At 63.7% G+C, this 13,971-nt stretch carries 13 protein-coding genes; 3 read left to right on the forward strand and 10 right to left on the reverse strand.

The genetic code is table 11. The features are described 5' to 3' along the window. Nucleotides 1-135 precede the first annotated feature (135 nt). Together zapD and yacG are read left to right on the forward strand one after the other, a co-directional pair. Nucleotides 136-891, forward strand: a complete 756-nt coding sequence (gene zapD / locus HDG32_RS11805) for a cell division protein ZapD (RefSeq protein WP_008921182.1) — start codon at nt 136-138, stop codon at nt 889-891. A gap of 123 nt (nt 892-1,014) precedes the next feature. Beyond that, entirely contained in the window at nt 1,015-1,218 is a 204-nt protein-coding gene (gene yacG / locus HDG32_RS11810) for a DNA gyrase inhibitor YacG (RefSeq protein WP_090801947.1), read from the forward strand. An 87-nt stretch (nt 1,219-1,305) separates the two neighbouring features. Here yacG and HDG32_RS11815 read toward each other — a convergent pair whose 3' ends face one another. From HDG32_RS11815 to secA, 4 genes are all read right to left on the reverse strand, one after another. Beyond that, nucleotides 1,306-1,752: an NUDIX domain-containing protein gene (locus tag HDG32_RS11815; protein WP_184066897.1), complete on the reverse strand. Its 447-nt coding sequence runs from the start codon at nt 1,750-1,752 to the stop codon at nt 1,306-1,308. After that, the gene (locus HDG32_RS11820; RefSeq protein WP_184058562.1) at nt 1,749-2,618 is read right to left on the reverse strand and encodes an ATP-binding protein; all 870 of its coding nucleotides are present in this window, start codon (nt 2,616-2,618) and stop codon (nt 1,749-1,751) included. The genes HDG32_RS11815 and HDG32_RS11820 overlap by 4 nt, the downstream gene beginning before the upstream one ends. A 37-nt stretch (nt 2,619-2,655) precedes the next feature. Further along, complete coding sequence (argJ, locus tag HDG32_RS11825) at nt 2,656-3,897, reverse strand: bifunctional glutamate N-acetyltransferase/amino-acid acetyltransferase ArgJ (RefSeq protein WP_184022870.1); 1,242 nt, start codon at nt 3,895-3,897, stop codon at nt 2,656-2,658. Between the two features lie 153 nt (nt 3,898-4,050). Next, a complete protein-coding gene (gene secA / locus HDG32_RS11830) occupies nt 4,051-6,867 on the reverse strand; it encodes a preprotein translocase subunit SecA (protein WP_184066900.1) in 2,817 nt (938 codons plus the stop codon). Nucleotides 6,868-7,152: 285 nt separating this feature from the next. On the opposite strand from secA, the gene HDG32_RS11835 reads away from it, so the two are divergent. Next, on the forward strand, nt 7,153-7,635 hold the full coding sequence (locus HDG32_RS11835) for a DciA family protein (RefSeq protein WP_090801953.1): 483 nt from the start codon (nt 7,153-7,155) through the stop codon (nt 7,633-7,635). 65 nt (nt 7,636-7,700) lie between these two features. On the opposite strand, the gene lpxC is transcribed toward HDG32_RS11835, so the two are convergent. From lpxC to HDG32_RS11865, 6 genes are all read right to left on the reverse strand, one after another. After that, complete coding sequence (lpxC, locus tag HDG32_RS11840; RefSeq protein WP_090801955.1) at nt 7,701-8,618, reverse strand: UDP-3-O-acyl-N-acetylglucosamine deacetylase; 918 nt, start codon at nt 8,616-8,618, stop codon at nt 7,701-7,703. A 286-nt stretch (nt 8,619-8,904) separates the two neighbouring features. Further along, nucleotides 8,905-9,408, reverse strand: a complete 504-nt coding sequence (locus tag HDG32_RS11845; RefSeq protein ID WP_184051040.1) for a peroxiredoxin — start codon at nt 9,406-9,408, stop codon at nt 8,905-8,907. A 265-nt stretch (nt 9,409-9,673) separates the two neighbouring features. Next, complete coding sequence (gene ftsZ / locus HDG32_RS11850) at nt 9,674-10,876, reverse strand: cell division protein FtsZ (protein ID WP_184006597.1); 1,203 nt, start codon at nt 10,874-10,876, stop codon at nt 9,674-9,676. Between the two features lie 116 nt (nt 10,877-10,992). Then, complete coding sequence (gene ftsA / locus HDG32_RS11855; RefSeq protein ID WP_008921172.1) at nt 10,993-12,225, reverse strand: cell division protein FtsA; 1,233 nt, start codon at nt 12,223-12,225, stop codon at nt 10,993-10,995. A 27-nt stretch (nt 12,226-12,252) separates the two neighbouring features. Next, the gene (locus HDG32_RS11860) at nt 12,253-13,005 is read right to left on the reverse strand and encodes a cell division protein FtsQ/DivIB (protein WP_184066903.1); all 753 of its coding nucleotides are present in this window, start codon (nt 13,003-13,005) and stop codon (nt 12,253-12,255) included. A gap of 23 nt (nt 13,006-13,028) precedes the next feature. Beyond that, nucleotides 13,029-13,970, reverse strand: a complete 942-nt coding sequence (locus HDG32_RS11865) for a D-alanine--D-alanine ligase (RefSeq protein WP_090801962.1) — start codon at nt 13,968-13,970, stop codon at nt 13,029-13,031. Nucleotide 13,971 lies beyond the last annotated feature (1 nt).

Here is a 13,971-nt window from a genome sequence, read left to right on the forward strand (position 1 = left end):
CGAAGCGCTCATAACACCCGGAACTCACAAAAAAGTTGCGAAAGCGCGCAGAAAAAGTGCGTGATTGCCTGGGTAGTCCCACGGCATTAGAATGTTTTGCATTCCTGTCACCGACCACGCCCGAGGCGAGCCCGCTTGATCCTTTACGAGTACCCCTTCAATGAGCGAATCCGGACGCTGTTGCGGCTCGAAGATCTGTTCGAGCGCTTCACGTTCTTTCTGACTCAGGAAGACGCGCGGGAACATCACGTCGCACTGACAACGCTGTTCGAAATCTCCGAAGTGGCGGGCCGCGCGGATCTGAAATCGGATCTGATGAAAGAGCTCGAGCGGCAGCGGCAAACGCTCGCGCCATTTCGCGGCAATCCGGGCATCGAGCAGAACGCGCTCGAAGCGGTGCTCGGCGAAATCGAGCAGACGCTTGCGGGGCTCACGCAGATGCAAGGCAAGACCGGCCAGCATCTTGCAGACAACGAGTGGCTCGCGAGCATTCGCAGCCGCGCAATCATCCCCGGTGGTACCTGCAAATTCGACCTGCCCTCGTATTACGCGTGGCAACAGTTGCATCCCGATCAGCGTCGCCAGGACATCGCCAAGTGGGTGACACCGCTTTTGCCGCTGCGCGACGCGGCCACCATCGTGCTGCGGCTCGCGCGTGAGTCGGGCCAGGCGTCGAAGGTGATGGCGATGCAAGGCAGCTATCAGCAAATGCTGTCGGGCCGCTCGTATCAATTGATGCAGGTTCGCGTCGCTCCCGAATTGCGCGTGATTCCCGAAGCGAGCGCCAACAAGTACATGCTGTGGGTGCGCTTTACGGTGCAGGACGGCGATCTGCGGCCGCGCGCGGTCGACGTCGACGTGCCGTTCCAACTCACGCTCTGCAGCCTGTAATCGCCTGTCAATCACCGCCGCATTGAGCAGCGCACACCGGATTTGACCGAACGCGCCTTTGAACCGGCGCGAAATAGCCCTATATTCGTTACTTGTTCCGTTTGCGATTGACCGTCCGACCGTATGCCTACCGTCGTCAAATGTCCTACCTGCGGTAAAGATGTCCGCTGGACCTCCGAGAGCCGCTTCCGTCCGTTCTGCTCCGAGCGCTGCAAACAGATCGATCTGGGCGCATGGGCCGCCGAAAAATACAGGATTGGCGGCAACGAACAGGAAGGATCTTCGTCCGAAGAGGAAACGCCGCGCGGCGACTACAACCCGCACTGAGCGAGTCAGTAAAAAAGCCACGCGAACCGGCGCTGCCGATACAGCGCCCGCTACCGCGTGGCTTTTTCAGTCCTTGCCTTCAATCAATCACTTCTTCTCAGCCGCGAGCCACTCCAGCACCGGGATCGTGGCCGGCAGCAACGGCGAGACATCCGCAGGCAAGCTCTGCCAGACGAAGGCCTGGCCTTCACGCCCGTGCGGCTCGCCCGACCAGTGCGTCACCTTGCAGAAGAAGAGGCGCACATAGGCGTGCGGATAATCGTGTTCGAGCGTATGCCACAGATGGCTCGCCTCGACCTCGATTCCCAGCTCCTCGTGCAGCTCGCGCGCGAGCGCGGCCTCGACCGATTCGCCCGCTTCGAGCTTGCCGCCCGGAAACTCCCAGTAGCCCTCGTACGGCTTGCCCGTCGGACGCTGCGCGAGCAGATACCGCCCATCCGGCTGCACCAGCACGCCGACCGCGACTTCGGTGACCGGACGGCCAGCGCCGTTGGCGCCGACGCTATTGCCGGCGCTTTTGTTAGCGGCGCTCATGCCGGCGTCTTACGGCCGGACCAGTCGCGCGCGAACTGCCATGCGACCCGTCCCGAGCGCGAGCCACGTTCGAGCGCCCACACGAGCGCATCGCCGCGCGCCGATTCGATCTCGGCGTCGTCGCAACCGAAATGGCGCAGCCAGTGCGCGATGATCGTCAGGTAGTCGTCCTGCTTGAACGGATAGAAGCTGACCCACAGCCCGAAACGCTCGGACAGCGAAATCTTCTCTTCGACCAGTTCACCCGGATGAATCTCGCCGTCCGAAGTGTGCTTGTACGTCTCGTTGTCGCTCATGTACTCGGGCAGCAGATGGCGGCGGTTCGACGTCGCATAGATCAGTACGTTGTCGGACTGCGCGGCCACCGAGCCGTCGAGCGCGACCTTCAGCGCCTTGTAGCCCGACTCGCCTTCTTCGAACGACAGGTCGTCGCAGAACACGACGAAGCGCTCCGGCCGCTTCGCGATCAGATCGACGATGTCGCCGAGGTCGTGCAGATCGTCCTTGTCCACTTCGATCAGGCGCAGGCCGTCTTTCGCATACGCGTTCAGGCACGCCTTGATCAGCGACGACTTGCCGGTACCGCGCGCGCCCGTCAGCAGCACGTTGTTGGCCGGCTGACCGCGCACGAACTGGCGCGTGTTCTGTTCGATCAACCCCTTCTGACGATCGATGTTCTGCAGGTCGTCGAGCGTGATCGGCGAAATGGCATGCACCGGCTGCAAGTAGCCGCGACCCTGGCGCTTGCGCCAGCGGAAAGCGACCGCGGCCGACCAGTCGATCTCCGGCGCGGCGGGCGGAAGCATCGCTTCCAGGCGGCCGAGCACGGCTTCGGCCCGGTTCAGAAACTGTTCGAGTTTGTCCATGGTGAGTAGGCGGCCCGTGGCCGCGCTTTGAAGCTGATTACGAGCGGTAGTCGGCGTTGATGCTCACGTAGTCGTGCGACAGATCGCAGGTCCAGATCGTGGCTTGCGCATTACCGCGGCCGAGCACGACGCGAATGCCGATCTCGCTTTTTTTCATCACGCGCTGGCCGTCTTCTTCGCGGTAGGCCGGGTTGCGGCCGCCGGCAGTCGCGACCAGCACGTCGTCCAGATACAGATCGATCTTGCCGACGTCGAGATCGTCAACGCCGGCATAGCCGATGGCCGCAAGAATACGGCCGAGGTTCGGGTCCGATGCATAGAAGGCCGTCTTGACGAGCGGCGAGTGGCCGATCGCGTAGGCGATCTGGCGGCATTCGCCGACGCTCGAGCCGCCTTCGACATGCACGGTCATGAATTTGGTCGCGCCCTCGCCGTCGCGCACGATCAGTTGCGCGAGGTTCTGCGCGACCTCGGTCACCGCGTCGCGCAGCGCTGCATAAGCGGGCGAATCGGTGGACGTGATCGCGGGCAGGCTCGATTTGCCCGACGCGATCAGGATGAACGAATCGTTGGTCGACGTATCGCCATCGATCGTGATGCAGTTGAACGAGCGATCCGCGACGTGCTTCACGAGCTCGTCGAGGACCGGCTGCGCGACGGCTGCGTCGAACGCGAGGAAGCCGAGCATGGTCGCCATGTTCGGCTTGATCATGCCGGCGCCCTTGCTAATGCCGGTCAGCGTGACGGTATGACCGCCGATCGTGACCTGGCGCGAGCTCGCCTTCGGCAGCGTGTCGGTCGTCATGATCGACTGCGCCGCGTCGTACCAGTTCGCTTCCTTGCGGTTCGCGAGCGCGGCCGGCAAGCCCGCCTTCAGACGATCGACCGGCAGCGGTTCGAGAATCACGCCCGTCGAGAACGGCAGCACCTGCTCGGGCACGATGTCGGCGAGACGCGCGAGTTCCGCGCAGGTTTCGCGCGTCGCCGCGAGGCCCGGCTCACCGGTGCCCGCGTTCGCGTTGCCGGTGTTGATCACCAGCGCGCGAATCGGCTTGCCGCCCGCGCGCACGCGCTGCAGGTTCTCGCGGCAGACCGTGACGGGCGCCGCGCAGAAGCGGTTCTGCGTGAACACGCCGCCTACCGTCGCGCCTTCGTCGACGGAAATGACGAGCACGTCCTTGCGGTTCGGTTTGCGGATATTCGCTTCCGCCCAGCCTAGCGTGACGCCGGCGACGGGGTGGAGTTGAGCGGGATCGATCGAGGGAAAGTTGACAGCCATGGTCGCGACCTGTCGAAGAAAATGCCGGCGGACGCCGGCATCGGGGAAACGGAACTGATGACCCGGGTGTGTTGCCGGGTCACCCGCGAAATCAAAACGGCCAAACGGCGCTTAAAAACGACACGGCGCGCCCGGAAGCGCGCCGCATCGCCATCAGGCGATCTTGCCGTGGCACTGCTTGTACTTCTTGCCGCTGCCGCACGGGCACGGGTCGTTGCGGCCGACCTTCGGCACGTTGTCGGCATTCATGTGCACGGCCGCCTGCGGCGCTGCGCCGTGGCCGTGGCTCATCGCGTCGCCGATCATCGCGGCGGTGGCCGCTTCGGCCGCGACCGGCGCGGCGGCGCCGGCTTCCGCGAACTCGGCATGACGGAACTCGACGTTCTCCAGATGACCGCCCTGCTCTTCCATCTGCTCCGCGGCCGCTTCGAGCTGCTCCGGCGACTGGATCTGCACGTTCATCACGATGCGCGTGACTTCGAGCTTCACGGCGTCGAGCATCGCGGCGAACAGTTCGAACGCCTCGCGCTTGTATTCCTGCTTCGGGTTCTTCTGCGCATAGCCGCGCAGATGGATGCCCTGACGCAGATGATCGAGCGCGGCCAGATGCTCGCGCCACGCGCGGTCGAGCGTCTGCAGCATGATCGAGCGCTCGAACGCGCTGAACGATTCGCGGCCGACCAGCTGGACCTTCGCCTCGTACCCTTCGTCCGCGGCGGCCTCGACCGCTTCGAGAATCTCTTCCGCGCTGATCGAGTTCGACTCGTTGATCATTTCCTGAATCGCGAGGTCGAGCTGCCATTCGTTGCGCAGCACTTCCTCGAGTTCGGGCACGTCCCACTGCTCTTCGATGCTGCCCACCGGCACGAACTGATGCACGATGTCGCCGACCACGCCGTGACGCATCGCGCTGATGGTCTCGGTGATGTCGTTCGCTTCGAGCAGTTCGTTGCGCTGCTGGTAGATCACCTTGCGCTGGTCGTTCGATACGTCGTCGTATTCGAGCAATTGCTTACGAATATCGAAGTTGCGCGCCTCGACCTTGCGTTGCGCCGATTCAATCGAGCGCGACACGATGCCCGCTTCGATCGCCTCGCCTTCCGGCATCTTCAGGCGGTCCATGATCGCGCGCACGCGGTCGCCCGCGAAAATGCGCAGCAGCGGATCTTCCAGCGACAGATAGAAGCGCGACGAACCCGGGTCGCCCTGACGACCCGCACGGCCGCGCAGCTGGTTGTCGATCCGGCGCGACTCGTGACGCTCGGTGCCGATGATGTGCAGACCACCCGCGGCTTTCACCTGATCGTGCAGCGTCTGCCATTCGTCGTGCAGCTTCTGGATGCGGCGCTGCTTTTCGTCGGCGGCGAGCGTTTCGTCCTGCTCGATGAACGACGCCTGCTTCTCCGCGTTGCCGCCGAGCACGATGTCCGTACCACGGCCGGCCATGTTGGTCGCGATCGTGATGCGCTGCGGACGGCCCGCTTCGGCGACGATCTCCGCTTCGCGCGCGTGCTGCTTCGCGTTCAGCACTTCGTGCGGCAAGCTGACCTGCTTCAGCAGATGCGACAGCAGCTCCGAGTTCTCGATCGACGTCGTGCCAACCAGCACCGGCTGACCTCGTTCGAAGCACTCGCGAATGTCGCGGATCACCGCGTCGTAGCGTTCCTTCGCGGTCTTGTAGATCTGATCTTGCTTGTCGATCCGCTTCGGCGGACGGTTGGTCGGGATCACGACCGTTTCGAGACCGTAGATCTCGTTGAATTCGTACGCTTCGGTGTCGGCCGTGCCGGTCATGCCGGCCAGCTTCGCGTACATGCGGAAGTAGTTCTGGAACGTGATCGATGCGAGCGTCTGGTTCTCGCTCTGGATCTTCACGTGTTCCTTCGCCTCGACCGCCTGGTGCAGACCGTCAGACCAACGGCGGCCGGCCATCAGACGGCCGGTAAATTCGTCGACGATGATCACTTCGCCGTTCTGCACGACGTAGTGCTGATCCTTGAAGAACAGCGTGTGCGCGCGCAACGCCGCGTACACGTGGTGCATCAGCGTGATGTTCTGCGGCGCGTACAGGCTTTCGCCGTCGCCGATCAGGCCCCACTCGGAGAGCAGGCGCTCGGCCTTTTCGTGGCCCGACTCGGTCAGGAAGACCTGACGGCCTTTTTCGTCCAGCGTGTAGTCGCCCGGCTTCTCGACGCCGGTGCCGTCCGCCTTCTCTTCGCCGATCTGGCGCTCGAGCAGCGGCGGCAGCGCGTTCATGCGCACGTAGAGTTCGGTGTGATCTTCGGCCTGGCCGGAGATGATCAGCGGCGTACGCGCTTCGTCGATCAGGATCGAGTCCACCTCGTCGACGACCGCGAAGTTCAGGCTACGCTGCACGCGCGCGTCGGTCTCGTAGACCATGTTGTCGCGCAGGTAGTCGAAGCCGAATTCGTTGTTGGTGCCGTAGGTGATGTCGGCGGCGTAGGCTTGCTGCTTCGCCGTGTGCTCCATTTGCGACAGGTTGATACCGACCGACAGACCGAGGAAGTTGTAGAGACGCGCCATCCATTCGGCGTCGCGCTGCGCGAGGTAGTCGTTGACCGTGACCACGTGGACGCCGCGGCCCGACAGCGCGTTCAGGTAGACCGGCAGCGTCGCGACGAGCGTCTTGCCCTCGCCGGTGCGCATTTCGCTGATCTTGCCGTAGTGCAGCGCCATACCGCCGATCAGCTGCACGTCGAAGTGGCGCATCTTCAGCACCCGCTTGCTGGCCTCGCGGCAGACCGCGAACGCTTCCGGCAGGATCTTGTCGAGCGATTCGCCGCTCGCGACGCGCTGGCGGAATTCACCCGTTTTCGCGCGCAGTTGGTCATCCGTCAATTGCTCGATCTGCGGCTCGAGCGCATTGATCGCCGCGACGGTCCTTTGATATTGCTTGACTAGCCGCTGATTACGGCTGCCAAAAATCTTCTGTAGAAAACCGGTGGTCATCGGATCGGTGTCTGCGTCGCGGCTTCGGCTGGCTCGCGGTATGCACTATGCGCATACCGCGCCTGGGTCGGAAAGTCCTCGGCGGCTTAGTCCAAGAGTGAATTCGAATCGGGCATTTTAGCACGCGCCTCCGGCCGCGCTCGTGTCGCAGGCGTGACGGCGCCGGCCTCCGCCAGCCCCGCCCGGCAACCTCCGGCGCGGCGCGGACCGACTTCGCAAGCTGCCCGCGCGGTACAATCGCGGCGTGAGCGCGCATGGGGCGAGCTCACGTCGTCAATCCCAAACATGAGCCGTTTTTCGTCCTTTTCAAGGCCGCCGAAGCAGTTCGATCGGCGCCGTCCGCAACCGCTTGCCGAGGTACTCGGCCGCACGGACGCGTTCGCTGCGCTGCGCGCAGGCGTCGAGCAGATCGCCGCGCTCGAGAAGGATCTGCGCGAGCTGCTGCCCGATTATCTGGCGACGAGCGTCGAGCCTGGCTTCATCAAGGAGGGCGTGCTGGCCCTGTTCGCCGCGCACAACGCGCTCGCGGCGCGTCTGCGGCATCTGGAGCCGCGGCTGCTGGCGGATTTGCAGCAGCGCGGCTGGCCCGTGCAGGCGCTGAAGATTCGCGTGCGGCCGCAGCCGCTGAAAGAACCGCCGCCCGTAAAACAGGCGCGCATGACGCCGGCCGGCGCCGCCGCGCTGCAGGCCTTGAGCGAATCGCTTGAGCCTTCGCCGTTGCAGGAGGCGCTCGCGCGCATGGCCGCGCGGCATCGGCGCAATCGCTGAACGCTCGGCGAAAAAAAAACAGCCCCGAGGGGCCGTTTTTCATTTGCTTGCCTGTTACGCTGGCTTTATGCGAACGCAGTCTGCGTCTCGTACGCGAAGCCGCGCGGGGCCTTCTGCGTGTCGTCGAAAGTGACGATTTCGTACGAGTCCTCGTGCGCGAGCAGCTCACGCAGCAACGCGTTGTTCAGACCGTGGCCCGACTTGTACGCGGTGTACGACGCGAGCAGCGGGTGGCCGACCACGTACAGGTCGCCGATGGCGTCGAGCATTTTGTGCTTGACGAATTCGTCGTCGTAACGCAAGCCGTCGTTGTTCAGGATGCGGTACTCGTCGAGCACGATCGCGTTGTCCATGCTGCCGCCGCGCGCGAGGCCGAGCTCACGCATCATTTCCACTTCATGCGCGAAGCCGAACGTGCGGGCACGCGCGATTTCGCGCACGTACGACGTGTTGGCGAAATCCACTTCCAACGCCTGACCGGTTTTGTCCACGGCCGGGTGACGGAAGTCGATCGTGAATTTGAGCTTGAAACCGAAGTACGGATCGAGGCGCGCGAACTTGTCGCCGTCACGGATTTCGACCGGCTTCGTGACCTTGATGAATTTCTTCGGCGCGTTCTGCTCTTCGATACCCGCCGACTGGATCAGGAACACGAACGAACCCGCGCTGCCGTCCATGATCGGGATTTCCTCGGCGGTGACGTCGACGTAAAGATTGTCGATGCCAAGACCGGCGCAGGCGGACATCAGATGCTCGATGGTCGACACGCGCGCGCCGTCTTTCTGCAACACGGAAGCCAGACGCGTATCGCCAATCGCCAGCGCGGACGCGGGAATGTCCACCGGCGTGGGCAAATCCACGCGCGAAAACACGATGCCAGTGCCCGGCGCCGCCGGGCGGAGCGTCAGATTGACTTTACGGCCGGAGTGCAGCCCGATGCCGACAGTCTTGACGATCGATTTAATTGTGCGCTGCTTCAACATGGTGGCATTCTGTTCGATTGAAAATCCTAATCAGGATTTTTTATTCCATAGCACGAATTATACTCCAATCCCCAGACCAGCGTCTTTGCGGGGAACGTGACAATCTGTTTCGCTGCATTACCCACTGAGCTCAGCGAGGGAAAGCGTGACGGGCCGATGCCCCGGAACGGAGGCGTTTCCGGTCATCGGCCCGCGTAACGGCCTGTCACAAAAGCGTCGTAATCACCGTTGCCGTAACGCCACGCGGCATAAGCGCAGGGTCGCGACGAAGGTGCGACGTCAGCAACTAGCTCAACGTGGCGAGAATACTCGCTGCATCGCTGACTTCGAATTTGCCGGAAGCCTCAACGTTCAGCGTCTTGACCACGCCGTCGTCGATCACCATCGCGTAGCGCAGGGAACGGATCCCCATGCCGCGCGCCGACAGATCCTGCTCCAGACCAAGCGCCCGTGTGAAAGCCGCACTACCGTCCGCCATCATGCGCACCTTGCCCGAGGTGTGCTGATCGCGTCCCCACGCGCCCATGACGAACGCGTCGTTGACGGACACGCACCAGATTTCGTCGATGCCGGCAGCGCGCAACTGCTCGGCATGCTCGACATAGCCCGGTACATGTTTGGCCGAACAGGTCGGCGTGAACGCGCCGGGCAATCCGAAGATCACCACGCGCTTGCCCGCCGTCTGCTCGTGCACGTCGAAACTGTTCGGTCCGATCGTGCAGCCCGCCCGGTCGTCTTCGACGTACTCGAAGAGCGTCGCGTCGGGCAGCTTTTCACCTTCCTTGATCATGCTCAGTCCTTTGCATCGATGCGAAGCACGCTCGCACGTCCTCGTGTCGCAGTGAATTTCGGTTCGGCCCATTCAGCTATAAGCCAACGCCGTTCGGCGGCAGCCACTTCGTCCGCTTCGCGAATCCGCAGAGGGCAGTTGCCCCTGCCGCGAATCAGACGATAAGCGACCTGCTTGCCGTTCACCCGCCACGCTCGTGCATTCGTCCGCCAGCGCTGCATCTGCGACCTTACTCGCAACGCGGCAACGAAGCCTGCCCGTGCGCTCAGTCCGCCTGCTTGCGCAGGAATGCCGGAATGTCGTACGTATCGACGCCCTTTTCCTGCAGCGCCTGCACGTGCGAGGCCGCCGTGTCGCGCGAGGTGCGCCACACTGCCGGCGTATCGAGCGCGCCGTAGTCGGCCGTGCTGGCGTGGCCTGCCGCCGGTGCGTACGCCGCATGCGCCATCGCGCCGATCGGCTGGTTGTCGGTGCCGGTGCGCAGCAGCGTCATCGGTGCAGATTGCTGCTTCTTCGCCGCGCGGCCGAGGCCCGTCGCAACGACCGTCACGCGCAGCGCGTCGCCCATCGCGTCGTCGTACACGGCGCCGAAGATCACCGTGGCATCTTCCGCGGCATAGCTCTTGATCGTGTTCATCACTTCGCGCGTTTCCGACAGACGCAGCGAGCGGCTCGACGTGATGTTGACCAGCACGCCACGCGCGCCCGACAGATCGACGCCTTCCAGCAGCGGGCTCGCGACGGCCTGTTCGGCCGCAAGACGCGCGCGATCGACGCCGGCAACCGTCGCCGTGCCCATCATCGCCTTGCCCTGCTCGCCCATCACGGTCTTCACGTCTTCGAAGTCGACGTTGACGAGACCGTCGACGTTGATGATTTCCGCAATGCCTGCGACCGCGTTGTTCAGAACGTCGTCAGCGCACTGGAAGCACTTGTCCATCTCGGCGTCGTCGCCCATCACCTCGAACAGCTTGTCGTTCAGCACGACGATCAGCGAGTCGACGTGATCCTCCAGTTGCTGCGAACCGGCTTCCGCCACGCGCATACGCTTGCCGCCTTCGAATTCGAACGGCTTGCTGACGACGCCAACGGTCAAAATACCCATTTCCTTCGCGATCTGCGCGACGACCGGTGCCGCGCCCGTGCCGGTACCGCCACCCATGCCGGCGGTGATGAACACCATGTGCGCGCCGCGCAGTGCGTCGGCGATACGCTCGCGTGCTTCTTCAGCGGCGGCGCGGCCCATTTCCGGCTTGGCGCCCGCGCCCAGACCCGTGTTGCCGAGCTGGATCACCGCGGTGGCACGCGAACGCGACAGCGCCTGCGCGTCCGTGTTCATCACGATGAAGTCGACGCCTTGCACGCCTTTGTTGATCATGTGCTGAACGGCATTGCCGCCAGCGCCACCGACTCCGACGACCTTGATGATCGTGCCGCTCGTTTCGGTTTCCAGCATCTGGAATTCCATGTTGCCTCCGTCAAGATAAAAAGTTACCGCCACTCGGCGTTATCCGGCAGGAGATCGGGCAACCCCCTGTCACGCGCCGGCCGCCGGCACCAGCGCGAATTTCTCGAAACCCGTAGTCAGAAGTTGCCGAGGAACCAGTCCTTCATGCGCGAGAACACCTGTCCCATCGACCCCGACTGCACCGCAACCTTGCGCCCGCGCATACGCTGCGAGCGTCCTTCGACGAGCAGACCCATCGCCGTCGAATAGCGCGGATTGCGCACGACGTCGGCGAGACCGCCCGCATACTCCGGCACGCCGATGCGCACCGGTTTCAGGAAAATGTCCTCACCGAGCTCGACCATGCCGATCATCATCGACGCGCCGCCCGTCAGCACGACGCCCGAGCTCAGCAGTTCCTCGTAACCCGACTCGCGCACCACTTGCTGCACGAGCGAAAACAGTTCTTCGACGCGCGGCTCGATCACGGCCGCCAATGCCTGGCGCGACAGCGTGCGCGGCCCGCGCTCGCCGAGACCCGGCACTTCGATCATCTCGTCCGGATCGGCGAGCGCCTGCTTGGCGATGCCGTAGTCAACCTTGATGTCCTCGGCATCCGGCGTCGGCGTTCGCAGCGCCATCGCGATGTCGCTCGTGATCTGGTCGCCGGCGATCGGAATCACGGCCGTGTGGCGAATCGCGCCTTCGCTGAAGATCGCGATGTCCGTCGTGCCGCCGCCGATATCGACCAGCACCACGCCCAGTTCCTTTTCGTCTTCCGTCAGCACCGCAAGCGACGACGCGAGCGGCTGCAGAATCAGGTCGTTCACTTCGAGGCCGCAGCGACGCACGCACTTGACGATGTTCTGTGCCGCGCTCACGGCACCGGTCACGATATGCACCTTCACTTCGAGGCGGATGCCGCTCATGCCGATCGGCTCGCGCACGTCTTCCTGACCGTCGATGATGAATTCCTGCGTGAGGATATGCAGCACCTGCTGGTCGGTCGGAATGTTGATCGCCTTCGCGGTTTCGATTACGCGCGCGACATCGGCCTGCGTGACTTCCTTCTCCTTGATCGCGACCATGCCGCTCGAATTGAAGCTGCGGATATGGCTGCCGGCGATCCCGGTGAACACGTTCGTGATCTTGCAGTCGGCCATCAGCTCGGCTTCCTCGAGCGCGCGCTGAATCGACTGCACGGTGGCTTCGATATTCACCACCACGCCCTTCTTGAGCCCCTTCGATTCGCTCTGGCCGAGACCGATCACCTCGTAGTGACCCTCGCCCTTCAACTCGGCGACGATGGCCACTACCTTCGACGTTCCGATGTCGAGGGCGACCAGCAGATCTTTATAGTCTTTACTCATAGCGTGCTCAGTGCGTGTGATGTCCGTTTACTTCTTGCCCTTGTCGGGTTCGCTGATGAAGCGCATGCCAGTGGCACGAATCGCGAAACCGTTCGGATAGCGCAAGTCCGCATTCTCGATATCCTTTCCCCAACGTTGCGTCACCGCGCTCCATGCCGCGGTCAGGCGCTTGCTGCGATCGGCCAGCGTGTCCTGATTGCGTTCGCGGCCCAACTCCACCTGCGTGCCGTTCGACAGCTTCACCGTCCACGCGTAGCGCGGCGACAGCGTCACTTCCTCGGGCGTCTCGTGGATCGCCGCGAACCACTTCTGGAAGTCGTGATAACGCGCGACGACTTCCTTCGCCGTACCGTCCGGGCCGTCGAACGCCGGCAGGTCTCCGTCGAGCTCGCCCTGGTTCGCGGTGAACAGTTCGCCGTCGACGCTCACCAGCTGATCGCTGCCCCACGTCCCAAGCGGCTTGTACTCCTCGAGCGTGACAGCCAGTGCATTCGGCCACACGCGCCGTACGCTCGCGTGACGCACCCACGGCATCTGCTCGAACGCCTGCCGTGCGGCGTCGAGATCGACCGTGAAGTAGTTGCCCTTCAGTCGCCCCACCACGCCGGCGCGTACCGTCGGCGAATTGATGTGCTCGGTATCGCCGTCGATCCGGATCTCGCGCAGCGCGAAATTCGGGCGCTGGATCAGCCAGTAAGCGCCCGCCGCCAGCAGCACGAGCACCAGCAACGCGTGCAACGCGTTGGTGGTGAGATTGAGCTGGCGAACGTTGTTCCACATGGTGTCGCTTGCGGTTGCCTTGGTTAATCCTGCAGCGTCAGCGCCAACACGCCGACCACCAGTTCCTGATAGCTGATGCCGACCGCGCGCGCCGCTTTCGGCGGCAGCGAGTGATCGGTCATGCCGGGCGCCGTGTTCACTTCGAGGAAGTACGGCTTGCCTTCGCCGTCGAGCATGAAGTCCGCGCGGCCCCAGTCGGTGCAGCCGAGCACATCGAACGCGCGGCGCGCGAGCACCTTCAGGCGCGCTTCCTCTTCGGCGCCGAGACCGCACGGAATCAGATACTGCGTGTCGTTGGCGACGTACTTCGCGTGGTAGTCGTAGAACTCGCCGGCCGGCACGATGCGGATCACCGGCAGGTCCAGATTGCCGGCGATGCACGCGGTGTACTCGCCGCCGCCTTCGATGCTCTTCTCGACCACGACGATACGGTCGTGCTTCACGGCTTCGATCAACGCGGCCGGCAGCGCGTCCGCGCTCTTCACCTTGATCACGGCGACACTCGAACCTTCGCTCGCCGGCTTCACGAACAGCGGCAGACCGAGCTTCGCGACGATCTCCTTGGCGCGCGCTTCGTAGTCGTCACCGCGCAGCACCGCTTCGAACGGCGGAGTCGGAATGCCGAGCTGCTGCCACACGAGCTTGGTGCGGAACTTGTCGAGACCGAGCGCCGAGCCGAGCACGCCGCTACCGGTGTAACGGATGCCATAGAAATCCAGCGCGCCCTGGATCTGGCCGTTCTCGCCGTAGCCGCCATGCAGCGCGTTGAACGCGCGCACGAAGCCTTCATCCTTCAACGCGGACAGCGGACGCTCGGCCGGATCGAACGGATGCGCGTCGACGCCCGCGTCACGCAGGCCTTGCAACACCAGGCGCCCGGAATTGAGCGACACCTCGCGCTCGGCGGAATTACCGCCGAGCAGCACTGCCACCTTGCCGAATTGTTTAGGGTCGATACTGCTCATC

This window comes from Paraburkholderia sp. CI2 (assembly GCF_014201055.1).
Lineage (GTDB): Bacteria > Pseudomonadota > Gammaproteobacteria > Burkholderiales > Burkholderiaceae > Paraburkholderia > Paraburkholderia tuberum.